The organism is Burkholderia ambifaria AMMD, from assembly GCF_000203915.1.
In the GTDB taxonomy this organism is placed as follows: domain Bacteria; phylum Pseudomonadota; class Gammaproteobacteria; order Burkholderiales; family Burkholderiaceae; genus Burkholderia; species Burkholderia ambifaria.
The window spans coordinates 2,257,162-2,281,434 of record NC_008391.1; the positions used below are offsets into that span (position 1 = coordinate 2,257,162).

Below are 24,273 nucleotides of genomic sequence, written 5' to 3' on the forward strand. Positions count from 1 at the left end.
AGCCGGTGTCGGGGGGAGCTTGCGTCAGCGCCGCCCGGCGCCCGGACTACCTCGCCGTCGCGGCGGCCTCTTTGGCTTTGTCCTGCTCCGCCGCCAGCGCCGCATCCGCCGCCTGTGCGCGCTGGATGGCCGGGCGTGCCAGGATGCGATCGATGTAGGCGCGGATGCGCGGCGTCTCGGGGATCAGCTTGAACATCGTGGTCCAGTTCAGTGCCGAGCCCCACAGCACGTCGGCCGCCGTGAAGCGCTCGCCCAGCAGGTACGGCCCCTTTGCCAGTTGCGCATCGAGCGCGTTGACGACGGCATCGAAATCGCCGTAGGGCGACATCGAGTAGGCGGCGGGCGGACGATTCATCGAGCGGTCGACGATGGCCGGCTCGAAGCACGAACCGTAGAACGTCATCCAGCGCAGGTACGGTCCACGCAGCGAGTCGCCCGGCGCGGGCGACAGGCCGGCTTCCGGATACAGTTCGGCCGCGTACAGGTAGACGGCGGGCTGCTCGGTGACGATCACGTCGCCGTGACGCAGTGCGGGAACCTTGCCCAGCCGATTGATCGCGAGGTAATCGGCTTCGTGATGCTTGCCGGTCGAGAGATCGAACGCGTGCAGTTCATAGTCGGCGCCCAGTTCCTCGAGCAGCATGCGGGCGCCCGCCGATCGGCTGCGCGGGGAATGGAACAGGGTCAGGTGACGGTCTTGCGGCATGGCTGGCTCCGGTGTGTGTTCGGGACAAGGTTTCCAATGTAGGTGGGTTCCGGGCCGCCGTCTTGGAAAAATCCGCTGTGGCGGTGCATCATTACGGCAATCCCCCACCCGTTCGTCACCATGGCCGACTTGCGTAACGTGACCGACCCGCCCAAGGGCGTCGTCGGCCCGAAAGCCTTCAACCAGCGCTTCCGCCTGAATCGCTACTACCCGTGTGCCGAACTGGCCGGGGTGCTCGATCACCACTGGGTCGTCGAATGGGATCTGCGCGGCCAGCCGCCGTACGTGCAGCGCACGCTGCCGTATCCGTGCGTGAATCTGGTGTTCGACCGGCGACACACGGGGATCTTCGGTGTGGTGTCGGGCGCGTTCGAGACGACGCTGGCCGGGGCCGGGAAGGTGATCGGCATGCGGTTTCGGCCCGGCGCGTTTCGCGCGTTCCTCGGCAAACCCGTGCATCTACTGACCGACAAGGTGGTGCCGGTGTCGACGCTGCTCGATTGCGGCGATGCGGAAGCCGAAAACGCCGTGCTCGGCGGCGAGGACGATGCCGCGATGGTGGCGGCGGCCGAGGCGCTGCTGTTGCGCGTGCTGCCGCCGCCGGATCCGCAGGTCGAGCGCATTCATGCCATTTTGCAGATGCTGCAGCAGGACCTCGCGCTGACGCAGGTGCGTGATCTGACCGAGCGTGCGGGGTTGAGCGAGCGCACGCTGCAGCAGCTCTTTTCCAGCCATGTGGGCGTGACGCCGAAGTGGGTGATCTGCCGATACCGGTTGCACGAGGCCGCCGACAAGCTCTCCGGCGGCGAGCCGGTTGATCTCGCGGAACTGGCGCATGCGCTCGGGTATTTCGATCAGGCGCATTTCACGCGCGATTTCCGCAAGCTGGTGGGGAAGGCGCCGGCGGAGTATCGGCGGGAAGATCGGCAGCAGTGAGGTGGCGGGTGCGGCTTCGTGACGGGCAACCGAATGTCATTGCCTGCCGCATGTCGGGCGGCTGCTCGCCGGTCGTGGATTGTTGGATTGTTGTAGTCCGGGCAATACGATAGTGTGGCGTGCTGGCCTGCCGCCGAGCTGCAATTGAACCTACGATGTGTCGCGTAGGCGACCGGTGAGCTCGAACGGTTGGCGCGCTGCCCATCAATTCATCCTGCCGATCGCGTGGTCGGCCGGTCAGCCAGATAATCAGGAGTCTGTCGTGTTTTACCGGAAATCCATGTTGGGTCGTCGGAATGTCGTGTGCGTTGCCGCCGTGGCGATCGTGCTGGCGCAAGTCGCGGCGCGTGCAGAGGCCGCCAATGTCGGCGACACGGCGAGCGCTGCGTCCGCCGTGTCGCCCGATACGTCGCCCACGCGGCCGATTGTCGGCGACGATCCGGTTGCGATTCGGGACGCGCTGCACAAGCAGCACATCAAAAGCGCGGCCCCGTCCCTGAGCGATCGCGTTCGCAGCCTGGTGCCCGGTGGTGCCGACCAACATGGCCGGAACGCCGACCTGGCCGCGGTCAATCTGGATCGTGACGTGACTTTCCTGGTGCCGGTGTCGTATGGGCTGCTGTATCAGTCGAAGAAGCATGTGTTGAAGGTGGACGTCGACCTGGTCGACAGCGACGGCGAAGGCCGGAAAGGCATCCTGCTCAAGAAGAGCATCACCGGGAAGCGCGGGCGAGGGCTCGCGATCGCAGCCGAGGCGAAGGCAAAAGGCTATATCCAGCAGATCGACATCATCGAGCTCGATCCCGGAAAAGGCGGGAAGTCGACCGTTCGCGGGCGTGTGAACCTTTCGCCGGCCGCGTACGCGCAAACGCATGGTCAGTTCGCGATCGCTATTTCCGGGCGACTGGTCCGGCCGTATCTGACGGAGCACGTCGAGCACGCGGAGCCGAGCAACGACGAACCGACCGACATCACGACGAGGACTTCCCGGTTGTATCTGGATGTCGAATCGATTTCGCTGGTGAGTCCGGCGAGTGGGGCGGTGGTGTTGAAGAAGCTGAGTTTGTCGAAGTAGGGGGGTATTGCGATCAAGTGCATTTCACGCGCGATATCCGACGCCGTCTTGACTCGCCGCGGTGAGTTGGAGTCGCCGATTGACGCACCGCAGAGTCTAGGAAGACTGCGCGTCCCAACGATGGAGGAAGGCCATTACGTCATCGCGTGATCGAAGAATTCGCTTGTCGGCCCCGTATTCCTCAAACAATTTCTGGTGGCCAACGTGTGAACTCGATCCCTGACGACTTCGGTACGTCGAGGCCCAATCCAACAACGCGGCGAATGACGCCGCGTCTCCTCCTCGACGAATACCGCGGTGACGGATATTCTCAACGCATTCCGCTTCGTCGAGGCACAACCAGATCAGCGCGGTGGAGTCATCGCGGATCTCATTGACGAGCGAACCGTAAATACCTTCGATGACCCATCGATCAGCTTTCGCGGCATCTCGCAGTAATTGAACGGCATCGTTGCGCTCCCGAGCAACGCTGTATCCGCCCGGAAGCCAATGAATCGAATCCAGGTCTACACAGGGCGCCGCCAAGCGATTCGCGATTCGTTCGGCGAGCCAGCTTTTTCCGGAGCCCGAATTCCCCACTATCAGCGTTCTGTGCAGATCCATACGTGGGCTCGTGTCGTTGGGTCCAACGGCTAATCTCTTGATCGTCAAGTGCCGGCAGCTCAATTGAGCGGCGATGGCTCGGAGCGCAAGCTTGCCAAGCCGGTTGATCGCGTGATCGCAGATGCATGCGTGCCGAGGTAAATTAATTCTGGTTACGTGTCACCCCCGGGTTCTGGTTACGCCCGAGCTTTCTCGGCAAATCAATAACTTGCGTGGCCAGCCCGATGACGTCAAATCGTACGGATGTTTGTCAATCTTGGCAGGTCGGCCTCAACTTTTGTCGACATCGGCCGTAGTACAGGTAAATGGCATGGTCTCTACGGCCACGACGTGATAAGCATAAAGCGGAAAATCATCGATAACCGCGTCGGCAATCAAGATGCATCGAATTCGACACCATTGTCGGCGGAGGGCGTCGTGTATTATTTGATGGACCTGAGCATCGCACTACCTGGACCATTCCCGTTCTGACAACACACTCCGAATCTCCAAGTGACCGATACAGCAAGCGTACTACGTTACTGGCGGGCGATTGAAATTTTTTGTCCGCAATCCGTTCCGAAAGTCAAACCGGAAGACAAAAAGACACCTACAAACGACTTTCGCGCTCCGAACGCGATTGCACCGTGGGATAAGCGTCACGCTGTGATGCGGCGACGAATCGGCAACGATGCTTGGCGGCACGAGGTATACGCCGGGGTCTATCCGGTACGTGCGTTGCGCGACCTTCTACAAGAGAAGTTCGGGGCGGACCCAGACTCGTATGACGAACGTCTCGACATCGATACCGCACTGTTTTGCCTATCAGTAACGCATGACGGTCGCGTGCTGTTTGACAACGCTGTGCTTTCGACCTGCGCGTGGGCCTGGGGCAGGACGATTTCGCCGGGACCTAGCGCATCCAATTGGCTGGAGGGCTACGCCGAGTTTGCAAAGAAATTCGACTCGCAGCTACGTCAGGAACTGGCACTCGAGGAAGGCGACGAGGCGGGTCATAAGCTGCAAGCCGATGGCATCAGCGTCGGACGCCCGGTGACTCTAGGGGATATCGGAAAGGTATCTGCTTGGCTGCTCCGCGAGTTACATATTGAAATGCCGGAGATATCGGACGGCATGCGTATTTCGTCTCGCCGGGTGCCTGAGCGATACGCCTACGAAGCTGATGGAGCGGACTTCCTCAACAGCTTCTTCATGGACGACCTGAGCTTGGTCGCGAGCCAGGTCGAGGCAGGTAACGTCGGCCCCGCATTGCATGAATATCTTGCCGCCGACGGTGCAGTGGACGAATCGAGACGTGTAGATGTTCGGCAGAAGCTTGCCCTGCCTTTCCATTCGCTGGCGCCCGAAGTGTTTCCTCATGGTAGGTGGCCCAGCAAAGGACATCATCCACTCGTCTATGGCCAACAGTTCGCCATTAACCAACTACTCGAGCAAGTAGAACAAACAGGAGGACTGTTTGGCATCAACGGCCCTCCCGGCACGGGCAAAACAACACTCTTGCGCGACCTCGTAGCGTCGGTCGTCGTTTCGCGCGCATTAGCTCTGAGCAAACTCAGCTCGCCCGCGCAGGCGTTTACCGGCGTGGCCAGCATGAAGGCTCAAGATAAAGAGCGAACCGTCAAGCTCTGGAGCGACGCACTATCTGGATTCGAAATCGTCGTTGCATCGGCAAACAATGGCGCAGTCGAAAACGTTACCCTCGATATTCCTGGCATCGATGCAGTCGATGCAAGCTGGGCCCAAGGTTTCGACTATTTCAGCGAATTCGCATCACGGGTCATCGAAAAGCCAGCGTGGGGACTGCTCGCCGCGCGCCTTGGAAGCAAGGCCAACCGTGCGATTTTCAGGAAGCGATTCTGGCAAGACGAGTCACGCGAGTCGTCAGAGGCATCTGGCGGAGATGGCGCTGAGAAGAAGCCGGGGTTTTCCAGTTGGCTTTATTCCCAAAATTCAGCCCTCATAGACTGGAGAGCGGCGAAGACGAGCTTTCAGCAAGCGCTTGATGCTGAAAGGAAGCTTCGAGCACAACGACAGTCGTGGTTTGAGCGTATTGGCGAGCTCGCCAAGGCGCTGGCGCGCGAGAAGGGATTTGCGGCCGAGGCGGAGCGTCGGCAGCAGGCCGAGATTAATTCGGCGATTGCAGAGGAGGCGGCCGCCGCTGAACACGAACGAGCGCGCATCGAACACGAGAGCGCTTCGGCGACCTTGGCCTCTCATGCCAGCAATCGACCGGGCATTATTCGAGTCGTATTCACTCTCGGAAGAGCGTATAGGAACTGGAACGCAAGGAGTCGGGAACTCGCAACGGTAGAGCGCGAGGCCAGAAAAAGCAAGCTGGCAGCGCAAGAGCTTGCAGATGCCATGGTGGAAATCCAGGAGGCTTCAACGGGCTTTCGTACTGCGGCCGAGAGGACCCTGGCAAAGGAGAGAGAAGTCGTCGAGCGGCTACGCAAATCTCTGGCTGAAGCTAAGCAAGTTCTTGGAGAACACTTTCCCTCCTTTGCGACGTGGCATACCGATGATGTCGGACGCGAGAAAAGTTCTCCGTGGGTCGACCCCGCATGGAATGCTGCGCGGACACGCGTCTTCATGGAAGCCTTGAATCTCCACAAGGCGTTCGTCATTTCGCAAGCGGCGGATATCGGGAAAAACTTAACCGCGCTATTCGACGTACTTCAGGGGAACGTGCCGGCGGACGCTGCGCATGCTGCTGTACGCGCGGCATGGCAGACACTCTTTTTCATAGTCCCTGTAGTCTCCACGACGTTCGCTTCACTTCCTCGGTTGTTCGAACATCTTGGTAGAGAAGAGCTGGGATGGCTCCTCATCGATGAGGCTGGTCAGGCCGTCCCTCAGAGCGCCGTTGGCGGAATATGGCGTGCAAAGCGAGCGATTGTCGTTGGGGACCCCCTGCAGCTCGAGCCCGTTCTCACCATTCCATTCAGCGCGCAGCAGGCATTGCGCGGCAAGTTCGACGTGAGCGAAACGTGGCTTCCGGGTCGGCTTTCCACGCAAAAGCTCGCGGACCGCGTCGCGACAGTCGGGACAGTATTGGTCGACCACGAGCGCAAACCGTTATGGGTCAGCTCGCCGTTGCGCGTGCATCGTCGTTGCGATGAAGAGATGTTCCGCATATCAAACAAGATTGCGTACAACGACATGATGGTGTTCGGTACAGAAGGCAGGAAACCATTCCACCTGCCACCTTCTGCGTGGATACACGTCGAAAGCGCTGACGCTGAAGGCCACTGGATACCGGCGGAAGGAGAGATGGCATTGTCCATACTGCGTGATGTCGCGCCAGAAACCCGCGACAAAATCTACGTGATTTCGCCCTTTCGGGACGTCGTTCGCGGACTCGAGTCGCTGCTACATAAAGCAAAGCTTTCGAACGTCGAGGTCGGAACGATTCATACGGTCCAAGGCAAGGAGTCTGACGTCGTGCTCCTGGTGCTGGGCGGAAATCCGAAGAGGCCTGGTGCGAAGGCTTGGGCGTCCAAAAAGCCAAACCTGCTGAACGTCGCAGTCAGTCGCGCCAAGCGAAGAATCTACGTGATAGGCAATCGGAGGGTCTGGGAGCAATTCGACAACTTCGATAAGTGTTCGGCCATCCTCGGGCCGCAAAGCGAGTGGGTTCCACCTGTTCCGTCTTACCTTCAATAAGACCTTCGCTCCTTGCCCGAAAATTTCACGCACCACGCCGATGTCCATACAGACAAGCAGTTCAACTATCGAGGCTAAACGCTACCTTGCGTGGGTTGGAGTCGCGCTGGAGGCCGCTTCAGAAACATCGCTTTCAACAGCCGTTTCGTTGCTGAACGAGGCCGGCGCGCCACTGGCAGACGCCGAAGCCATCGTTGCCGGAATATCCGCCTTCAAGGACAAACGCTGGCGGCACACACCGTCCTCTACAACAAAGCCAGGCCTGAACGCATACAGTGGCTGGCACAACGGTCGCGTCGGTGAGAGACCACCGTCGGCAAACTCAATTCGACATCCCATATCAGCCGCGTTGGCGGTGCTCTTCGCCCTCGGCTTGTGCATCGGCGGATATCATCTTTACCGCGTACGGGTTCCTGTGCCGGCGACCGGTCCGCAGCAGCCCCGTACGGCAGCTTCGGAAGGCAGGGTTTCAAACACAGGGCAACCCTCGAGTTCGACTCGTCAGTCAACTAATCGCCATCGCGAGCAAGAGCCCGCGAAGCTAGAGCACACGAAGCCACGGCACCAAAGTATTTCACGTGCAGAGTCATCACCGATGGCTCCCGGTTCTTCAGCCGAACCTGGCGCAACGTTTTCGGCGGCACAACAGCCGCCTACCCGACGTGGCGATTGTCCACCCGGCGTCGACCGTATCGGCTGCACAGTGTCGGCGACCGACAGCACATTTCCGTTGAAGGCGAAGATACCAGTCAACGCGCACTACGAGCCGAACGGATATGGCTGGCAGTGCAACTCCGGATACGTCGAACGAGGCCTGGGATGTATCAAACTTATCGTACCTCCGCATGCCCATTTCGATATTTCCGGTCATGGATGGTTCTGCGACCCTGGCTTCGAGCCGAGGGGCGATACTTGCCAGTCGCACTAGATGGTTACGGTTATGAAAGAGAAATTTATAAAACCGAGTCAAGTTGCAGCACTGCGCGCGCAGACGTCAGCAGCTTCGCAGAACGCGGCACGTGACTCAACGTGGACGGCTGCTTTAGGACTCGCAGCAAACGCCAGCCTGTGGATTGCCGTCTTTGCTGGGCTCTTTTACTGCCAAGGGCGAGCCTACAGGGACTCCTATCTCATCATACATGGCCTATACCCGCCGATGTTTCCATGGGACCATGGCGACATGGTTTATTTTGGTGTGAATATTGGGTTCTCCAATTTACTTTCCGCAATCATATTTCCCGCAATTTCAGCGTCGTACCTCATCGCGCTTTTGATTTTGGCGAGACGGCGTTGGAAGAAATGGAGGGGGCCGGAAGCGGGTTCTAAAGAAGCCAAAGTAAAAACGTCTCAAAGAACTCCAATGAAATTGACAACGAGTCAGCTCGCGATTGTTTCGTTTCTCTTGCTCGTCCTCGCTGCTTTAATTTTCATGTTCATCTATTTCATCATGACCACGGTCGCGGCGAGCCACGGGCGAGCAAAGGCTGAGCAGGAAATCAAGCGGCAAGACTCTTGTAATTTTAATCGAATGGACCCGCAGGATTTCATCCCTGTAAGGGTCGAGCGGCTAGTCCAAGGGGAGCATGAGCGCTACGACGGTTTTCTTATCACGTGTTCTGCGGCGAACTGCGGTGTGCGAAGTGCCGTGACGGGACACGCGCAGGTCATACCACGCGATGGAATCTTGCGCTTCGATACCGTCGACATAGCGGACGCTTACTTGCCGGCCCGGTGAAGTGTTCGCTGAGTCAGGTCCTCAATGTCATTCGTTCCTAAAGGGGCTGCGCACGCCGCTGTCGTTAGAGGTGCCTCTGAGGGAGTTCACGACGCTTGCGCGTCCGTTCGCGCTCGTGTCACGGCCTCCTGAAGCGCCTGTTTCACCCATGGAGGGGACAACGCGTCGGAAATTTCCGCGAAGAAGGTATCAGTTCCGTCGAATTTCGCGTCAGGAAACGTCCACGCGTGGTCTATAGACCGCTCGCACACCGCGACACCTCTTGGTGTAAGCTGCATTGAGAAGTGACACGCTTGCCGACGTGCTTTAGGCAAGGCGGTCAGAAACTGCCCGCCGGGCTCAAGTATGTGTTGTGCCAGCGCACGGACATTTTGGCGCAACTTCAACATTGCGTCGGTTACTTTGCCTGGTGTTGACGCGGTTGTGACCCCGCCCCCCGGCGAAAAGTAAGCTTTCCCGTCGATGACTAACGGTGCGTCAAGTCCCGACTTTCTGAGCACCTTCCGGTCACCGTCGGAGGCCTCGCGCTCACGAGCGAGCATTCCTTTGAGTTCGAATGGTTCGATGACGGCGGGCCAGTTTCTGGCAACCACTCGAATCAGGTCCTCGCGAGCGAAAAGCAACGAGTCGCCCGAGTGCGGACGTATGTCGATAAACAGTGCGACAGCTACACCAAACATCGCGAACAACAGGAAGTCCCCGCGAGCTGAGAAATAGTCATCGGTCGAGGCTTCTGCCAAGTGCAGGTGATGAATGCCCCAGTCGGCCCACAGCAGGTCGGTCCTTTCGCTACGCCTCTTCCCGCTTGAATCTGACCTGAGCAGCCCCTTGCTTTGGAACGGGTTGATGTCATCGCCGTTCTGAATGGTGCGTTCGAGTGACCGAAACGCACTGGCGACGGGCCCATCAAGCGACTTGGGAAACCGGTCAGAAGCATAAATCTGGCGCGGGCGGGGGTCGATTGTCCGCAGTCGAAAATCCAGCCACCGAAGCAACGGAACGTGCAATCCGTCGACGTTGCCGCTGTGCTTGAGGTCGAATCCCACCAGGAGTTCGGTGGCAATTTGGTCGACGTTTTTGAAGAACTCTTCGTTTAGCTCCTCAATTGTTTGCACGAGCGCTCCTTTCAGCAAAGTATCGGGCCCCGTCAACGGCAACCGCCTCAGCGACGAAGCTACAAAGCGCAGAGGCCGTCGACGACTGCGCGCAGCGCACATGTGCCGAAGAGGGGGCGGCGCCGGTAAAGCCCAAGTGATGACCGCATCATGTACATTCAACGCTCTCGGCTCGAACTATAAGTGCAAACGGCCGCCAAAAGGCGGCCGCTGCTTAGGGATTGTGACCACATTGCTGCTCTGCTCAAGAAAAATGACAGCGCTCAGCTGCTTGAGGAAAACGCCAGCCACACATTATATTGCGAAAAATATCACATATTATTCATATATATCAATGACTTACAAAGTCAAACAATTCGCTAAGACTTCACGAAATTGCGTGATGTTTTTTGCCTGAAATTTCAGCATATTTTTTCCCGCTCCACACGCGAGCACAAACAGCAAATACCCTCACTCCACCGTCACCGACTTCGCCAAATTCCTCGGCTTATCAATATCCGTCCCCCGCGCCAACGCCGCGTGATAAGCCAGCAATTGCATCGGCACCGTATGCAGAATCGGCGAAAGCGGCCCGTAGTACTCGTTGAGCCGAATCACCTCGATCCCTTCGCTCGGCATCAACCCGCAGTCCACATCCGCGAACACAAAAAGCCTGCCATTGCGCGCACTGACTTCATGCATGTTCGACCGAAGCTTCTCGAGCAGCGCATCATTCGGCGCCACCGCAATAACCGGCATTTCATTACTGACCAACGCCAGCGGCCCGTGCTTCAACTCCCCGGCGGGATAAGCCTCCGCGTGGATATACGAAATCTCCTTCATCTTCAGCGCGCCTTCGAGCGCGATCGGATAATGCATCCCGCGTCCGAGAAACAGCATGTTGTCGCGTCGCGCGAGCAACTCCGACCAGCCCATGATCTGCGGCTCCAGCGCGAGCACCTTCGACATCGCATCGGGCAGATGCCGCAGCGCACGCAGATGCGCCTTCTCCTCGTCTTCACTCAACCGCCCGCGCACCTGCGCAAGCGCCAGCGTGAGCAGAAACAACGCGACGAGCTGCGTCGTGAACGCCTTCGTCGACGCCACGCCGATCTCGATCCCCGCACGCGTGACGAACTGCAGCGCGCATTCGCGCATCAGCGCACTCGTCGCGACGTTGCAGATCGCGAGCGTATGCATCATTCCGCGCTGCTTCGCGACATGCACGGCGCCGAGCACGTCGGCCGTCTCGCCGCTCTGCGACACCGCGACGACCAGCGTGCGCGGATTCGGCACGCTGTCGCGATAACGAAACTCGCTCGCAATCTCGACACTCGCCGGCAGCTTCGCGATGCTCTCGATCCAGTACTTCGCGGTCAGCGCCGCGTGATAACTGCCGCCGCACGCGAGCAGCAACACCGAATCGACATCGTTGAACACGCGCCACGCGCCGTCGCCGAACAGCTCCGGCATGATCGACGCGACGTCGAGCAGCGTATCGGCCACGGCCTGCGGCTGCTCGAAGATTTCCTTCTGCATGTAGTAGCGATACGACCCAAGATCGGCCGCGCCGCTGTGCGCCGCCACCCGCTGTACCGCGCGCTCGACGCGCTGGCCGGCCGCATCGACGATCCAGTAGCGATGCAGCTGGATATCGGCGACGTCACCGTTCTCCAGATACGCGATGCGATCGGTGATGCCCGACAACGCGATCGCATCCGACGCGAGGAAATTCTCGCCATCGCCGACGCCGACGACGAGCGGCATCCCGTCGCGCGCACCGACGATGCGGTGCGGCTCGTCGCGGCACATCACCGCGATCGCGTAGCTGCCGCGCAGTCGCGCGACCGCGCGGCGCACCGCATCGAACAGGTCGCCGTCGTACAGGTGATCGATCAGGTGCGCGATCGCCTCGCTGTCGGTCTGGCTCGCGAACACGTAGCCATGCGCCTGCAGCTCCGCGCGCAGTTGATCGCAGTTCTCGATGATCCCGTTGTGCGACAGCGCGATGCGCGCGTTGTCGTCGCTCGGCGAGAAGTGCGGATGCGCATTGAGCGTGACGGGCGCGCCGTGCGTCGCCCAGCGCGTATGCGCGATGCCGGTATAGCCCGACAGCGCTTGCGCGGCGATCTCGCGCTGCAGGTTGGCGACGCGGTCGACGCTGCGTGCGCGTGCCAGCGCTCGGTCGCGATAGACCACGACGCCGCACGAATCGTAGCCGCGGTATTCGAGCCGCTTCAGCCCGTCGACGAGGTTCGGCAGGATGTCCCGCTGGGCAACCGCCCCGACAATTCCACACATATCGCGCTCCGTTAATGTCCTGTCTGGACCCGTGACAGCGATGGTAGAGGCGAGCGTATGGAATTAAATTTCAAAATATATCGGTAAATGAAACGAGACGGCGATAAGCTATCATGTTGAAATTAAATTTCACGCCCTGACCGGAAGGAGCCGCCAATGGCCGGCATCACGCGCGACGATCTCGACCTGCGCATTCTCGCGATCCTGCAGGACGACGCATCGGTGTCGAACCTGCAACTGGCCGAGCGTGCGCTGTCGTCGCCGCCGACCTGCATGCGCCGCGTGCGGCGGCTGACGGAGGCGGGCGTGATCCGCCGCCAGGTGGCGGTGCTCGATCCGGTCGCGATCGGCACGGCGGTCACGGCGTTGATCGAGATCAGCCTCGACCGGCAGACGGCCGAAGACTACGACGCGTTCGAAGCCTACGTGTGTGCGGAGCCGGCGGTCACGCAGTGCTACCGCGTGTCGCCGGGGCCGGACTTCGTGGTGATTGCCGATCTGGCCGACGTCGCCGAATACGACGAATTCGCGCGGAGGCTGTTCACCGGCGCATCGAACGTGCGCAACGTGCGGACGTTCTTCTCGACGCATCGCGCGAAGTTCGAGGCGAACGCGCGGGTCGCGCATGCGATGCGCAAGCGCGCATAGCGTGAGGTGAACGCGTCATTCGTCTTACGTCACACCGTTGCGCCCGCATCGGCCAGTTGCAGCGGCTTCCCGTATCCGAAGCAATGCGCGGGCTCCGGAAACACGCGGTGCCGCACGTCATGCGCGTACTGGCGGATCGCGTCGCGCATCACCGCATTCGCATCCGCGTAACGCTTCACGAAGCGCGGCGTGTACGCATCGAACGCGCCGATCATGTCCTCGGTCACGAGCACTTGCCCGTCGCACGCGGGCGATGCGCCGATGCCGATCGTCGGGATCGTCAGCGTTCCGGTCAGGTGGCGCGCGAGCGCCTCGGCAGTGCCTTCGATCACGACGCTGAACGCGCCGGCCCGTTCGGCAGCACACGCGGCGTCGAACACCTGCGCGGCCGAAAGCGGGTCCATCCCCTGCGCGCGAAAGCCGCCCGCCGCGTTGGCCTGCTGCGGCATGAGGCCGACATGCGCCATCACCGGAATGCCGCGCTCGGTCAGGAAGCGGATCGTATCGGTCATCTCGCAGCCGCCTTCGAGCTTCACGGCCTGCGCGCCGGTTTCGGCGAGCAGCCGCGCGGCGGAGCGGTACGCCTGCGCGGGCGATTCCTGGAACGTGGAGAACGGCAGGTCGACGACAACGCACGCCTGCGCGGCGCCGCGCACGACGGCCGCGCCGTGTGCAATCATCATGTCGAGCGTGACGCGCAGCGTATCGGGCATCCCGTACAGCACCATGCCGACGGAGTCGCCGACGATGATCACGTCGGCCACGTCGTGGACGAGTTTTGCCATTGGCGCGGAATACGCGGTCAGCGACACGAGGCTGCCGATCCCTTTGGTCGAGCGGATCGCGGTGACGGTCTTGCGGGTGATGCGGGTATGAGCGCTCATGAACGGAAGCCGTGTGAAAGAAGAGCCGCAACGGTAGCATCGCGCTCGTTCGTGCAATGACCTTCGGAGGACGTCTTATGTTGCTGGCAGGACAACCCGGCGACCCATACGCAGTGCCCCCGATGACGCGCCTGCCGAGGCCGCTATACGTGCGCGCCTTCGGGATTCCCGGCAACGTGAGCGTCGATGCGCACAGTCATCCGTGGGCCCAGCTCATGTATGCGACGAGCGGTGTGCTCGAGGTGTCGACGCCATCGGGCCGGCAACTGCTGCCGCCGCACTATGCGATGTGGATTCCGCCGCACGTGCCGCATGCGGTATCGACGCGCGATTGCGTCGCGTTCCACAGCCTGTATCTCGATGCGGCGATCGCACGGAGCGACGTGAACGACGATTGCACGATCCTCTGCATGACGCCGCTGCTGCGCGAGCTGGTGATCGCGACTCGCGAATTGCCGGTGAATTACGACGAGACGGGGCCGGACGGTGCGCTCGTGTGCGTGATCGCGGACCGGATCGCCCGCATGCAGCCCGCGCCGCTCACGGTGCCGCTGCCGCGCGATCCGCGCCTGCTGAAAATCGCGCGCGCATTGCATGCGGCGCCGGGCGATACGCGCAGTCTCGACGAATGGGGCCATCAGGTCGGCGCGACGCGGCGCACGCTGTCGCGGCTGTTCCGGCAGGACACGGGGCTGTCGTTCACCGAATGGCGGCAGGCCGTGCGGCTGCTCGCGTCGCTGCCGCTGCTCGACGCGGGCGAGCCGATCGGCACGGTGGCCGCGCGACTGGGTTACGACTCGACATCGTCGTTCATCGCGCTGTTCCAGGCGAAATTCCGCGTGACGCCCGGCGCGTATGCGAAGCGTGAAGCGCGTCGGCCCGTGTTGAGCGCGTGACGCGCGGCATGGGTCAGAACCCGAGCGTCTGCTGCACCGGATGACGCTCGCCGGGCGCGAACCCGGCGCCTTCGAGCGACAACAACGCGCGTTTCCGTTCAATCCCGCCCGCATAACCGGTCAGGCTGCCCGACGCGCCGATCACGCGATGGCACGGCACCATGATCGACACCGGGTTGCGGCCGACCGCGCCGCCGACGGCACGCGCGGCACTCATCGGCAGCCCGACGCGTTCGGTGATGTCGCCGTACGACACGAGCTCGCCGAACGGAATCGCGAGCAGTTCCTTCCACACGCTGCGCTGAAACGCGGTGCCGCGCAGATGAATCGGCACCGAGAAGGTTTCGCGCGTGCCGGTGAAATAGTCGGCGACTTCGTCGGCGACCTTGCGCGCGAGCGGCGGCACATTGCGCGCGTCCGCTTTCGGCGCGATCGCCAGCGACGGATAGTATTTCTGGCCGACGAAGAACAGACCCGTCAGCGCATCGTCCTCGATACGAATGGCGATGTCGCCCAGCGGGCTCGGAATCAGATGAGCGAGAGTCATCGCGAAAGTTCTCCTATGACTGTCCGGCCAGCGGCATCACAAACAGCCGCTCATCCCACACGACGGGTTGCGGCTCGTTCACGACGATTCGCGCGGCGTCGGGATGCGCGGGATTCACCAGCACGTTGGACTCCGCTCGGACGACAACGGAAGGCACGACCAGGATCGCGGTGCGGGATTCGGTCAGCCATGCGTCACCGAACCGACGCGCCTCCTGCAGTGCAGCCGCATTCCATCCAACCGGCAAGGTTTCCGCCGTATGGCGTTCAACGGGAACATCGTCGGGAACCGTTGCTTCGACCCATCCGTGTGTCTTGGGCACCTTGCCGATGCGCGCGTGCACGAGCACCTCGAGCATCGCGCCCGCGAAGGTCGATGCCGCATAGATCACCGGGCGGCCCGGACTATTGAAGCGGCCGCCGACCAGCATCGCGCCGGTACCGCTCCAGATCGCGTGTCGCGTGTCGGCAATGCGGAACAGCTTCATGCCGGCAGCCCATAGAACAGTTTCCAGAGCAGCTCTTCGACTCGGCGCGCACCGAGCTCGGTCAGCGCGACATCGAGCGGCGCGCGCCCCTCGAGTTCCGGATGCGGCGTCGACAGGAATTCCCGCGCGTCTTCTTCGTCATTCCAGACGTAGGTGGTCGTCGCAACGATCCGGGCCAGGCGCTCGGTCTTCTCCGATTCGTCTTGCGTCAGTCGATCGCGGCGGCGCTTATAGGTCGCCTCGGGGATGATGCGGGCGAGGAGCGCACGCCGAGCGTCGGCACCTTGCGTCGCATGTTCGACGCCGGCGCGCAGGGCAGACTTCGGCAGGCCTTCGCGCACAAGCGCCTCGAGCTCGGCCAGCGTATGCGGAACGGGGTGCAGATCCATGACCGCGGCCACCGCTTCAGGGGTAACGAGTGACATGGCCGACTCCCGATAAGGTATCAAATGATACTTGATTATAGGCCATATGATACCGCGCGCGATATGCGCATGCGACGACTGTCAACCATCGTCGCCGCCGATTCCGGCCGGAATCGGGCCGGTGTATCGGCGCGCGGGTTCGCGTCATGCCCCCGTTTTGCCTACAGGAAAATTCCGGAAAAACGATTAATGCCAATCTGCGAAACAGTCGTCTTTTTTTGCGCGGCCAATTTCGAGATGACTCATCGAAATCCCCGACTGACACGGCACCCGGCCACGCCCTATTCTTTGAAAAACGTTTTCCATGAAACTCGACGGGCAATCGGCCGCGCTACGAAAGGGCGGGGCGCCGCCCGTCCCGGCGCCCGTCGCCGGTCACGGACAGGCAACAACTTGCGGCGCGACGGGCGCGGCCGCGTATCGGAGACACTCATGCAATCTGCCGTCGTCGGCGCGGTGCGCGCCGCCGCCAGCCGCTATCGCTGGACCGTCTGCGCGCTGCTGTTCTTCGCGACCGTCATCAACTACATGGATCGCCAGATCCTCGGCCTGCTCGCGCCGATGCTCCAGCACGACATCGGCTGGAGCCAGGTGCAGTACGGCCGCATCGTGATGGCGTTTTCGGCGTTCTACGCGATCGGCCTGCTTTGCTTCGGTCGCATCGTCGACTGGCTCGGCACGCGCATCTCGTATGCGGTCGCGATGCTGGTGTGGAGCATCGCGGCGATGATGCACGCGATGGTCGGATCGGTGATGGGCTTCGCGGCGGTGCGCGCGTTGCTCGGGATCGGCGAGGGCGGCAACTTCCCGGCCGCGATCAAGACCACGGCCGAATGGTTTCCGCGCCGCGAGCGCGCGCTCGCCACCGGCATCTTCAACTCGGGCGCGAACATCGGTGCGGTGTTCGCGCCCGCGATCATCCCGGCGATCGCGGTGGCCTACGGGTGGCGCGCGGCGTTCGTGATCGTCGGCGCGATCGGCATCGTGTGGCTCGCGGTGTGGCTGGTGCTGTATCGCAAGGCCGACACGCGCGCACTCGCCGAGGCCTACGACGAGCCGCGCGACGAAGCCGAAGCGCTCGACGCGGCGAACGTGAACGCCGGTGCGCCACGCTGGGGCGAGCTGATCCGCAAGCGCGAGACGTGGGCGTTCCTGATCGGCAAGTTCCTCACCGACCCGGTGTGGTGGTTCTATCTGTTCTGGCTGCCGAAGTGGCTCAACGAGTCGCGCGGGATGGACATGCAGCATATCGGCCTGCCGCTCGTGTGCATCTATGCGCTGACGACGATCGGCAGCATCGGCGGCGGCTGGCTGTCGTCGGCGTTGCTGCGCGCGGGCTGGAGTGTGAACGGCGCGCGCAAGACGGCGATGCTGATCTGCGCATGCTGCGTGCTGCCGATTGCGTTCGTGTCGCAGGTGCAGAACCTGTGGATCGCGGTGCTGATCGTCGGTCTCGCCGCGGCCGCGCACCAGGGCTGGTCGGCGAACCTGTTCACGACGGCGTCCGACCTGTTCCCGCGCCGTGCGGTCGCGTCGGTGGTCGGCATCGGCGGGATGGCGGGCTCGATCGGCGGCGTGCTGTTCTCGGAAGTGATCGGCCAGGTGCTGCAACGCACGGGCCACTACTGGGTGCTGTTCGCGATCGGCGCGCTGGCCTACCTGCTCGCGCTGGCGGTCATGCACGTGCTCACGCCGAAGATGAAGCCCGCGAAGCTCGACGCGTAATTGCATGTTCGCGTATTGGCAAACGAACGCGCCGCCCGGAGGCGGCGCGTTTTCATGTGCGGGGCGAGGAAGCGCCGGGTATCGCAGCGGGCGCGTGCGTCAGCCGACCGCGGCCGTCGATGCGCGCATGATCAGCCGCGGCTCGAACGTCGAATAGCTTGCGTCGGTGCGCCCGGCGAGCGCGTCGATCAGCTTCTGCATCGCGAGCTCGCCCATGTTCTCGCTCTGGATGTCGATGGTGGTCAGCGCGGGCGCCGCGTATTCGCCGTACGGCACGTTGTCGACGCCGGCGACCGACACGTCCTGCGGCAGCCGGAACCCGAGCGACGCGGCTTCCTTCATGAAGCCGAGCGCGATCAGGTCGTTGTAGCAGATCACCGCCTGCGGACGCTGCGGCCCGAGCATCACGCGCGAGCATGCGCGCTCGCCGGCCTCGGCGGTCGGCGCATGCGCATCGTGCACGTCGAGCGTAAGGCCTGCCTCGGCGAGACAGTCGCGCGCGCCCTGGATCCGTTCGTCGTTCACGCGCGCCGGCCCGAAGCCGAGGTACGCGATGTGCGTATGGCCGAGATTGAGCAGGTGACGCGCGAGCATGTAGGTGGCGAGCCGGTTGTCGATGCCGACGCTCGGAATCGGCAGGCCGGGGCTGCGCCGCAGCAGCACGAGCGGCTTGTGCAGGTCGAGCATCCAGCCGGCTTCCTCGTCGGGCATCCGCGTGCTGACGATCAGCCCGTCGACGCGCTGCGCGAGCGCCTCGATCAGCGAGCGTTCGCGCGCCTGATTCTCTTCGGTATCGACGAGCAGCAGCGTGTAGTCATGCTGGAGCGCGACGCGGTTCGCGCCTTTGACGACGTTCGTGAAATACGGGTTGCTGATATCGAGGATCACGACGCCGATGGTGCGCGTGCGTCCGGTGATCATCGAGCGCGCGAGCGGGTTCGAACGATAGCCGAGCCGCTCGATCGATTCCTTGAGCCGCGCCTCGACGGCCGGGGAAAAGCGCTGGGTGCCGTTCACGTACTTGGATACCGTCGCGACCGACACGCCGGCTTCCGCCGCCACGTCGCGGATCGTCGGGGAAACTTTTTTCATGAAGAGGGTAACGTTTTCGTTCCGTTGCCCCGGATTGTGGCAGAAAAAGCCGGCACCCGGCCACCGGCCGATATCGGGAAAATGCGGATGGCTGCGGGCGGGTTCAAGCATTGACGGTCGGCTTTCGTCCCGCGTATAGTTGGAAAACGTTTTCCGATTTCGGCTGATTTCACCGACTTCGGGCAACTTTCCGGACACCCTTCAGGACAGATTCAAGGAGACTCGATGAACGCCTCATCCACCGGCGCACGCAAGCCGTTCGGGCGCCTGCTGCTGACCGGCGCGGCCGGCAACCTCGGCCGCCAGGTGCGCGGCGCGCTGGCGAACTGGGCCGACGTCGTGCGCGTGAGCGACATCGCCGCGCTGGACGACGCGGCCCCGCACGAAGAAACCCGTGTCGTCGACCTGGCCGACCGGCCGGCGGTGATGGAACTCGTTGACGGCGTCGACGCGATCGTCCATCTCGGCGGCATTTCGGTCGACGCGCCGTTCGACGATCTCGTCGATGCGAACATCACCGGCACGTACAACCTGTACGAAGCCGCGCGCAAGCACGGCGTGAAGCGGATCGTGTTCGCGAGCTCGAACCATGCGATCGGTTTCCATCCGGTCACGGAAGTGCTCGATGCCGATTCGCCGCTGCGCCCGGACAGTCTCTATGGCGTGACGAAATGCTTCGGCGAGTCGCTGTCGCGCTACTACTTCGACCGCTTCGGGATCGAGACGGTGTGCCTGCGGATCGGCTCGTCGTTCGAGGCGCCGAAGAACCCGCGCATGCTCGTGACGTTCCTCAGCTATCGCGACTTCATCGAGCTCGTGCGCTGCTCGCTGCTGACGAACCGCGTCGGGCACGCGATCGTCTACGGCGTGTCCGACAACCCGGTGAAGTGGTGGGACAACACGAAGGCCGGCTTCCTCGGCTTCCGGCCGCAGGACAGCTCCGAGCAGTTCGCCGGGATGTTCCCGCTCACCGCGCCGACCGCCGACTACGACGATCCCGCGCAGCGCTACCAGGGCGGCGGCTTCGTCGTCGGCGAGCCGATGGAGCGCAACGCGAAGTAAGCGCCGCGCACGGCGTGGCTCAGCGCAGGATGTCCGTCGCCTTGTGCCGTTCATCCACGCCGTCGATCAGGATCAACGGGCCGCTCGCGTGCCGCGCGCGCAGCGGCTGGATCTGCTGGTACGCGTCCGATCCGTACCAGGCGCGGGCGGTGTCGAGATCCGGAAACGCGATCGCGATCAGGTCGCCGCGCCACACGCCTTCGCGCACGTCCGGCCGCGCGCCGTGAATGACGAAATGGCCGTCGAACGGCGCGAGCGTGCCGTCCATACGCTCGAGGTAGTCGACGATGTCGTCGCACATTTGAACGTCGTGCAGGTGGGCGATGGCGTAGGCGGTCATGGCGGGCTCCGGGGTGTCGATGCAGCCATGATCGGTGCGCGCGCGGCGCGCGTCGATTACCTGCGACGTAAGCAAATCCATCCGGCCGGGCGCGTCATGCCCGCTTGCGCATCGGTCGCGGGTGCGGCACCGCCTCGGGTGCCGGCGCCGACTCGGCCGCTTCCTTGCCTAGCTTGTCGAGCATGCGTTGCGCGGCGCCCGCGCAATCCTCGCTGGCCTCCGATCCGCTGGAAGAACAAGGCGCTGCGCACGCTGGTGTCCCAGCAGATGGCCGCGCAGTGCCGGCCGCGGCGCCACCGCAAGTGGATGGCCGGGCGGGCGCGCGTTAGGCGCGACGGCGATGCGTCGTGCGGCCTGATGCCGGCTCAGACCGGATACGCATCGTCGACCTTCAGGTTCGCGAGCCGGAACAGCGTGCGCAGCGTCTGCGGATGAATGTCGCGGCGCGCGGCGAGCGACGTCAGCATGAAGTCGAGCACCTTCGCGTAACGCAGCAGCACGAGGCAGCGCGCGAGGTCCGCGTTGCCGCCGCGCATGCCTTCGGCGAAGTGGACCATCTGGGTCGACAGCGAGCGTGCCATCTCGAGTTCCATCTGCTGTTTTTCGGTCCATTCGGGCTGCGGCTGTTCGAGCAGTTTCGCGAGAAAGAGCTGGAACGACGTATCGGATGAGTTGGGCAGCGCATCCATGGGGAGCCTCGTTGCTTGCGTGGATCGTTCGGGCGTATCCGGTGGACGGATCGCGATCCGGTTCATGTCCGCGCCGTCCGGCGACGCGGTTGTCGCTGCAATGCGAATGCAGGTTTCGTACCAGCGGCGCGATCCGGTTGTCGAGCAATGTCGACGCGGGGCGCGGCCGCGGTCATCGCGTCCCGCCGGTGCTGGCTTGCGTGGAAAATCGACGAAGGGATCCATACGCCGAGCGCGGTCGCGATCGATCGCGCGTCAGGGCCAGGACGGATGAAATGCTTCAGCGATGTAACGTAACGCCGGGTGGAAACCGGTTGCATGTTTCGGTCGACGGATCGCCGGAAGGTCGCGATGCCTGTGTGTCGGCAGTACCCCGTGGCCGCGGGCGGCTGCGCGCCCCGCACCGCGACCACATCCGCCGCACGGTCGAATGTCGCGGCACCTGCGCCGGATGTTTCATATCCGAGACGTTTTCGCGCGAGGCGATCCGGATGCGTATGCGTATCCAACCGACGCCGCCCGCGCGATCCAACTGGCCCTGCGAATAACCGGACAATTGTGCATGGGCAGCCGCGCCGTGTTTGCGAACAATCTCCGCATCATCCTCGCGAGGTTCGACATGAGCGTCCACGCCTTCTTCTCGGCCAACCTGCTGCTCGCGTACACGGCCTATTTCATCGGCACGGCCAGCCCCGGCCCGAGCAATCTTGCGATCATGTCGGTCGCCGCGAACCATGGCCGCAAGGCGGCGCTCGCGTTCGCGCTGGGCGTCATCTCGGGATCGATGTTCTGGGCGACGGTGGCGGCGCTGGGCGTGTCGGCGGCGCTGCTCGCATGGTCGAAGCTGCTGGTCGCGATCAAGCTGTTCGGCGGCGCGTATCTGCTGTGGCTCGCGTTCAAGTCGGGCCGCACCGCGTGGTCGGCCAGATCGGCCGATACGCTGAAGGCGGCGACCGAGCAGAAGCTGTCGCGCCTCTACGCGCGCGGCGCGATGCTGCACCTGACGAATCCGAAAGCCATCCTGGTGTGGGTATCGATCGTCGCGCTGTCGTCGAACGGCGCGGGCGCGTCGCACGGCGCCGTCGTGCCGGGCTGCATCGCGATCGGATGCGTGGTGTTCGGCGGCTACGCGCTGGTGTTCTCGACGGACGGCGCACGCCGGCTGTACGTGCGCGGCCGGCGCGCGATGGAAGCGTGTCTCGCGGTGGTGTTCGGCGTGGCGGGAGTCCGGTTGCTGGCGTCGAACGTATAGGGCGGTGCGTCGCGAAACGGCGGCGCGCGCATCGACGCGTCGGCGTTCCCGGTCCGCGCGTGGCGCGCACGCGCAAAAAAGCCGCTGCACCGGCGTGGGCAGCGGCTTGTTCCGGGCACCTTGCTTCAGAAAATGAAGCCGGTGTTGATGAACTTCGAGTAGTGATCCGACACGATCGAATCGAGCAGCTGCTTGCTGCCCTCGGTCTGCTTGGCCGCGACCATCGAGCGGATCGAGAACGCGCGCAGCGCATCGGTCACCGACAGCGTGCCTTCCGCCGAGTCCTTGCGCCCCGCGAACGGGAACACGTCCGGCCCGCGCTGGCACTGGCAGTTGATGTTCACGCGGCAGACCTGGTTCACGAGCGGATCGACGAGCGCGCCGATCTGCGCCGGATCCGAACCGAAGATGCTGACCTGCTGGCCGTGGTCCGACGTCGTCACGTAGTCGAGCGCGGTTTCCACGTCGTCGAACGGCGCGACCGGAATGATCGGCCCGAACTGCTCCTCGCGATACAGCTTCATGCCTTCGGACACCGGATACACGACGGCCGGGTAGAACAGCGTCTTGCTGAACTCGCCGCCCGAATGGTTGACGACCTGCGCGCCCTTGGCTTTCGCGTCGTCGATCGCGTCGGTCATGTACGCGGTGCGATGCATGCCCGGCAGCGGCGTGATGCTGACGCCTTTCTCCCACGGCATGCCGATCTTCAGCTGTTCGAGCGCGGCGGTGAAGCGCTTCAGGAACTCGTCGACGATCGAGCGATGCACGAGCAGCATCTTCAGCGCGGTACAGCGCTGGCCGTTGAACGACAGCGCGCCGAGCAGACACTCCTTCACGGTGAGGTCGAGATCGGCGTCGGGCAGCACGATTGCCGCGTTCTTCGCGTCGAGGCCAAGGATCGCGCGCAGCCGGTGCGACTTCGGATGTTGCTTCTTCAGGTGGTCGGCGACCTTGCTCGACCCGATCAGCGCGAGCACGTTGATCTTGCCCGACGCGAGCATGTGCGGCACGACCACCGCGCCCGGCGCGTAGATCGTGTTGATCACGCCTTTCGGGAACGCGTCGCGGAACGCCTCGAGCAGCGGCTCGAACAGCAGCGTGCCGTACTGAGGCGGCTTGAACACCACGGTGTTGCCCATCAGCAGCGCGGGGATCAGCGTCGCGAAGGTTTCGTTCAGCGGATAGTTGTACGGCCCCATGCACAGCACGACGCCGAGCGGCGTGCGGCGGATCTGGCCGATCGTGCCTTCCGCGATCACGAAGCGCGAGTTCGCGTTGTCGAGCTCCTTCAGCGCGTCGATCGTCTGCGTCATGTACGTGACGGTGCGATCGAACTCCTTCTGCGAATCGGCGAGGCTCTTGCCGATCTCCCACATGATCAGGTTCACTACCAGCTCGCGCTGCGCGACCATCCGCTTGATGAAGTCCTGCATGCACGCGATGCGCTGCTCGACCTTCATCGTCGGCCACTCGCCGCGGCCCGAGTCGTACGCGCGCACCGCGGCGTCGAGCGCCGCGTCGCTTTCCGTCTCGCCCATCACCGGATAGCTGCCGATCTCCATCTGCGCGACGCTGCCGTCCGGCTGGCGCACGCACACGGGCGACAGCACCGTTTTGGTCGTGCCGTCCCACGGGCGCAACTCGCCGTCGACCAGCGACACGCGTTGGTGGATCGGAGCGGCGAGCCGGAACTCGGCGGGGATGTCTTGATAGGCGGGAAATAGCTGCTGCAGGGAGGCGGAATCGGGCATGACGGTCTCGTTTGACAGGTGTCCGGAAAGGACGGGCGATGCGGAATCCTGAGCTGAATGATCCTCGATCCTTGAATCGGCATGATGACGCGCGCACGTCTTGACGTCACGCTACGTCACGCGATGGCGTGGCCGAAACCCGGATTGGAACCAGTTCCATTTAAAAGGAACGCCGAGCCGATTGCAACATTTACCGAACGCGATCGTTCGGCGCGTAAGCATTCTGTAGGACTGTTTCCAAATGCCGGAAATAAGCAGATCGGTGCGTGCGCAAACGTTTCACGGCGGCCGGTTTGGGCGGATAATGGCCACGCGCGGCGCAGAAAAAATTGCCCGGGGACCTGAGAGAAAACATAAGC

Annotated in this window: 21 protein-coding genes; 9 read left to right on the plus strand and 12 right to left on the minus strand. The window is 62.9% G+C overall.

All coding sequences use genetic code 11. The features are described 5' to 3' along the window. Nucleotides 1-46: 46 nt before the first annotated feature. On the minus strand, nt 47-706 hold the full coding sequence (locus tag BAMB_RS26090) for a glutathione S-transferase family protein (protein WP_011660147.1): 660 nt from the start codon (nt 704-706) through the stop codon (nt 47-49). Between the two features lie 120 nt (nt 707-826). Between BAMB_RS26090 and BAMB_RS26095 the strand changes: the two genes are divergently transcribed. Together BAMB_RS26095 and BAMB_RS26100 are read left to right on the plus strand one after the other, a co-directional pair. Continuing rightward, nucleotides 827-1,642, plus strand: coding sequence for an AraC family transcriptional regulator (locus BAMB_RS26095; RefSeq protein WP_041491581.1), 816 nt, complete (start codon nt 827-829; stop codon nt 1,640-1,642). A 262-nt stretch (nt 1,643-1,904) separates the two neighbouring features. After that, complete coding sequence (locus BAMB_RS26100; protein ID WP_041491723.1) at nt 1,905-2,717, plus strand: hypothetical protein; 813 nt, start codon at nt 1,905-1,907, stop codon at nt 2,715-2,717. A 96-nt stretch (nt 2,718-2,813) separates the two neighbouring features. Here BAMB_RS26100 and BAMB_RS34500 read toward each other — a convergent pair whose 3' ends face one another. Then, nucleotides 2,814-3,320, minus strand: a complete 507-nt coding sequence (locus BAMB_RS34500; RefSeq protein WP_127456231.1) for a P-loop NTPase family protein — start codon at nt 3,318-3,320, stop codon at nt 2,814-2,816. A gap of 492 nt (nt 3,321-3,812) precedes the next feature. On the opposite strand from BAMB_RS34500, the gene BAMB_RS26105 reads away from it, so the two are divergent. Beyond that, nucleotides 3,813-6,983 carry a DEAD/DEAH box helicase gene (locus BAMB_RS26105; protein WP_011660151.1) on the plus strand — a complete coding sequence of 1,057 codons (3,171 nt, stop codon included), beginning with the start codon at nt 3,813-3,815 and terminating at the stop codon, nt 6,981-6,983. 940 nt (nt 6,984-7,923) lie between these two features. Then, the gene (locus BAMB_RS35570) at nt 7,924-8,718 is read left to right on the plus strand and encodes a hypothetical protein (protein WP_127456233.1); all 795 of its coding nucleotides are present in this window, start codon (nt 7,924-7,926) and stop codon (nt 8,716-8,718) included. 86 nt (nt 8,719-8,804) lie between these two features. Here the strand turns inward: BAMB_RS35570 and BAMB_RS26115 are convergent, their stop codons facing one another. Both BAMB_RS26115 and glmS read right to left on the minus strand, forming a co-directional pair. Continuing rightward, the gene (locus BAMB_RS26115) at nt 8,805-9,833 is read right to left on the minus strand and encodes a hypothetical protein (protein WP_227739342.1); all 1,029 of its coding nucleotides are present in this window, start codon (nt 9,831-9,833) and stop codon (nt 8,805-8,807) included. A 450-nt stretch (nt 9,834-10,283) separates the two neighbouring features. After that, nucleotides 10,284-12,113, minus strand: coding sequence for a glutamine--fructose-6-phosphate transaminase (isomerizing) (gene glmS / locus BAMB_RS26120; RefSeq protein ID WP_011660154.1), 1,830 nt, complete (start codon nt 12,111-12,113; stop codon nt 10,284-10,286). Between the two features lie 156 nt (nt 12,114-12,269). Here glmS and BAMB_RS26125 point away from each other — a divergent pair, with 156 nt between their 5' ends. Further along, on the plus strand, nt 12,270-12,761 hold the full coding sequence (locus BAMB_RS26125) for an Lrp/AsnC family transcriptional regulator (protein ID WP_011660155.1): 492 nt from the start codon (nt 12,270-12,272) through the stop codon (nt 12,759-12,761). A gap of 29 nt (nt 12,762-12,790) precedes the next feature. Here BAMB_RS26125 and panB read toward each other — a convergent pair whose 3' ends face one another. Next, the gene (gene panB, locus BAMB_RS26130) at nt 12,791-13,645 is read right to left on the minus strand and encodes a 3-methyl-2-oxobutanoate hydroxymethyltransferase (RefSeq protein WP_011660156.1); all 855 of its coding nucleotides are present in this window, start codon (nt 13,643-13,645) and stop codon (nt 12,791-12,793) included. A 77-nt stretch (nt 13,646-13,722) separates the two neighbouring features. On the opposite strand from panB, the gene BAMB_RS26135 reads away from it, so the two are divergent. Further along, nucleotides 13,723-14,541, plus strand: coding sequence for an AraC family transcriptional regulator (locus BAMB_RS26135; protein ID WP_011660157.1), 819 nt, complete (start codon nt 13,723-13,725; stop codon nt 14,539-14,541). A gap of 13 nt (nt 14,542-14,554) precedes the next feature. Here BAMB_RS26135 and BAMB_RS26140 read toward each other — a convergent pair whose 3' ends face one another. The 3 genes from BAMB_RS26140 to BAMB_RS26150 are packed head-to-tail and all read right to left on the minus strand — an operon-like array spanning nt 14,555 to nt 16,000. After that, nucleotides 14,555-15,088, minus strand: a complete 534-nt coding sequence (locus BAMB_RS26140; protein WP_011660158.1) for a methylated-DNA--[protein]-cysteine S-methyltransferase — start codon at nt 15,086-15,088, stop codon at nt 14,555-14,557. A gap of 13 nt (nt 15,089-15,101) precedes the next feature. Then, nucleotides 15,102-15,575 (minus strand): RES family NAD+ phosphorylase, encoded by a 474-nt coding sequence (locus BAMB_RS26145; RefSeq protein ID WP_011660159.1) that lies wholly within the window; start codon nt 15,573-15,575, stop codon nt 15,102-15,104. Next, nucleotides 15,572-16,000: an antitoxin Xre/MbcA/ParS toxin-binding domain-containing protein gene (locus BAMB_RS26150; protein WP_011660160.1), complete on the minus strand. Its 429-nt coding sequence runs from the start codon at nt 15,998-16,000 to the stop codon at nt 15,572-15,574. Before BAMB_RS26150 ends, BAMB_RS26145 begins: the two co-directional genes overlap by 4 nt. A gap of 432 nt (nt 16,001-16,432) precedes the next feature. Here BAMB_RS26150 and BAMB_RS26155 point away from each other — a divergent pair, with 432 nt between their 5' ends. Next, nucleotides 16,433-17,725 (plus strand): MFS transporter, encoded by a 1,293-nt coding sequence (locus BAMB_RS26155; RefSeq protein ID WP_011660161.1) that lies wholly within the window; start codon nt 16,433-16,435, stop codon nt 17,723-17,725. Nucleotides 17,726-17,824: 99 nt separating this feature from the next. Here BAMB_RS26155 and BAMB_RS26160 read toward each other — a convergent pair whose 3' ends face one another. After that, nucleotides 17,825-18,928 (minus strand): LacI family DNA-binding transcriptional regulator, encoded by a 1,104-nt coding sequence (locus BAMB_RS26160; protein ID WP_041491583.1) that lies wholly within the window; start codon nt 18,926-18,928, stop codon nt 17,825-17,827. 114 nt (nt 18,929-19,042) lie between these two features. Here BAMB_RS26160 and BAMB_RS26165 point away from each other — a divergent pair, with 114 nt between their 5' ends. Beyond that, nucleotides 19,043-19,879, plus strand: coding sequence for an NAD-dependent epimerase/dehydratase family protein (locus BAMB_RS26165; protein ID WP_011660163.1), 837 nt, complete (start codon nt 19,043-19,045; stop codon nt 19,877-19,879). A gap of 19 nt (nt 19,880-19,898) precedes the next feature. On the opposite strand, the gene BAMB_RS26170 is transcribed toward BAMB_RS26165, so the two are convergent. Both BAMB_RS26170 and BAMB_RS26175 read right to left on the minus strand, forming a co-directional pair. Next, nucleotides 19,899-20,219 carry a DUF1330 domain-containing protein gene (locus BAMB_RS26170; RefSeq protein ID WP_041491725.1) on the minus strand — a complete coding sequence of 107 codons (321 nt, stop codon included), beginning with the start codon at nt 20,217-20,219 and terminating at the stop codon, nt 19,899-19,901. Nucleotides 20,220-20,584: 365 nt separating this feature from the next. Beyond that, the gene (locus BAMB_RS26175) at nt 20,585-20,908 is read right to left on the minus strand and encodes a hypothetical protein (protein WP_006756972.1); all 324 of its coding nucleotides are present in this window, start codon (nt 20,906-20,908) and stop codon (nt 20,585-20,587) included. A 619-nt stretch (nt 20,909-21,527) separates the two neighbouring features. On the opposite strand from BAMB_RS26175, the gene BAMB_RS26180 reads away from it, so the two are divergent. Continuing rightward, nucleotides 21,528-22,160, plus strand: coding sequence for a LysE family translocator (locus BAMB_RS26180; RefSeq protein ID WP_011660165.1), 633 nt, complete (start codon nt 21,528-21,530; stop codon nt 22,158-22,160). 125 nt (nt 22,161-22,285) lie between these two features. Here the strand turns inward: BAMB_RS26180 and BAMB_RS26185 are convergent, their stop codons facing one another. Then, on the minus strand, nt 22,286-23,914 hold the full coding sequence (locus BAMB_RS26185) for an NADP-dependent glyceraldehyde-3-phosphate dehydrogenase (RefSeq protein ID WP_011660166.1): 1,629 nt from the start codon (nt 23,912-23,914) through the stop codon (nt 22,286-22,288). Nucleotides 23,915-24,273 lie beyond the last annotated feature (359 nt).

Bases quoted from the DNA above. Each gene is read 5' to 3' on its own strand.
- BAMB_RS26090 (WP_011660147.1), bottom strand. From the start codon at position 706: ATGCCGCAAGACCGTCACCTGACCCTGTTCCATTCCCCGCGCAGCCGA.
- BAMB_RS26095 (WP_041491581.1), top strand. From the start codon at position 827: ATGGCCGACTTGCGTAACGTGACCGACCCGCCCAAGGGCGTCGTCGGC.
- BAMB_RS34500 (WP_127456231.1), bottom strand. From the start codon at position 3,320: ATGGATCTGCACAGAACGCTGATAGTGGGGAATTCGGGCTCCGGAAAA.
- BAMB_RS35570 (WP_127456233.1), top strand. From the start codon at position 7,924: ATGAAAGAGAAATTTATAAAACCGAGTCAAGTTGCAGCACTGCGCGCG.
- glmS (WP_011660154.1), bottom strand. From the start codon at position 12,113: ATGTGTGGAATTGTCGGGGCGGTTGCCCAGCGGGACATCCTGCCGAAC.
- BAMB_RS26125 (WP_011660155.1), top strand. From the start codon at position 12,270: ATGGCCGGCATCACGCGCGACGATCTCGACCTGCGCATTCTCGCGATC.
- panB (WP_011660156.1), bottom strand. From the start codon at position 13,645: ATGAGCGCTCATACCCGCATCACCCGCAAGACCGTCACCGCGATCCGC.
- BAMB_RS26135 (WP_011660157.1), top strand. From the start codon at position 13,723: ATGTTGCTGGCAGGACAACCCGGCGACCCATACGCAGTGCCCCCGATG.
- BAMB_RS26140 (WP_011660158.1), bottom strand. From the start codon at position 15,088: ATGACTCTCGCTCATCTGATTCCGAGCCCGCTGGGCGACATCGCCATT.
- BAMB_RS26145 (WP_011660159.1), bottom strand. From the start codon at position 15,575: ATGAAGCTGTTCCGCATTGCCGACACGCGACACGCGATCTGGAGCGGT.
- BAMB_RS26150 (WP_011660160.1), bottom strand. From the start codon at position 16,000: ATGTCACTCGTTACCCCTGAAGCGGTGGCCGCGGTCATGGATCTGCAC.
- BAMB_RS26155 (WP_011660161.1), top strand. From the start codon at position 16,433: ATGCAATCTGCCGTCGTCGGCGCGGTGCGCGCCGCCGCCAGCCGCTAT.
- BAMB_RS26160 (WP_041491583.1), bottom strand. From the start codon at position 18,928: ATGCTTGAACCCGCCCGCAGCCATCCGCATTTTCCCGATATCGGCCGG.
- BAMB_RS26165 (WP_011660163.1), top strand. From the start codon at position 19,043: ATGAACGCCTCATCCACCGGCGCACGCAAGCCGTTCGGGCGCCTGCTG.
- BAMB_RS26170 (WP_041491725.1), bottom strand. From the start codon at position 20,219: ATGACCGCCTACGCCATCGCCCACCTGCACGACGTTCAAATGTGCGAC.
- BAMB_RS26175 (WP_006756972.1), bottom strand. From the start codon at position 20,908: ATGGATGCGCTGCCCAACTCATCCGATACGTCGTTCCAGCTCTTTCTC.
- BAMB_RS26180 (WP_011660165.1), top strand. From the start codon at position 21,528: ATGAGCGTCCACGCCTTCTTCTCGGCCAACCTGCTGCTCGCGTACACG.
- BAMB_RS26185 (WP_011660166.1), bottom strand. From the start codon at position 23,914: ATGCCCGATTCCGCCTCCCTGCAGCAGCTATTTCCCGCCTATCAAGAC.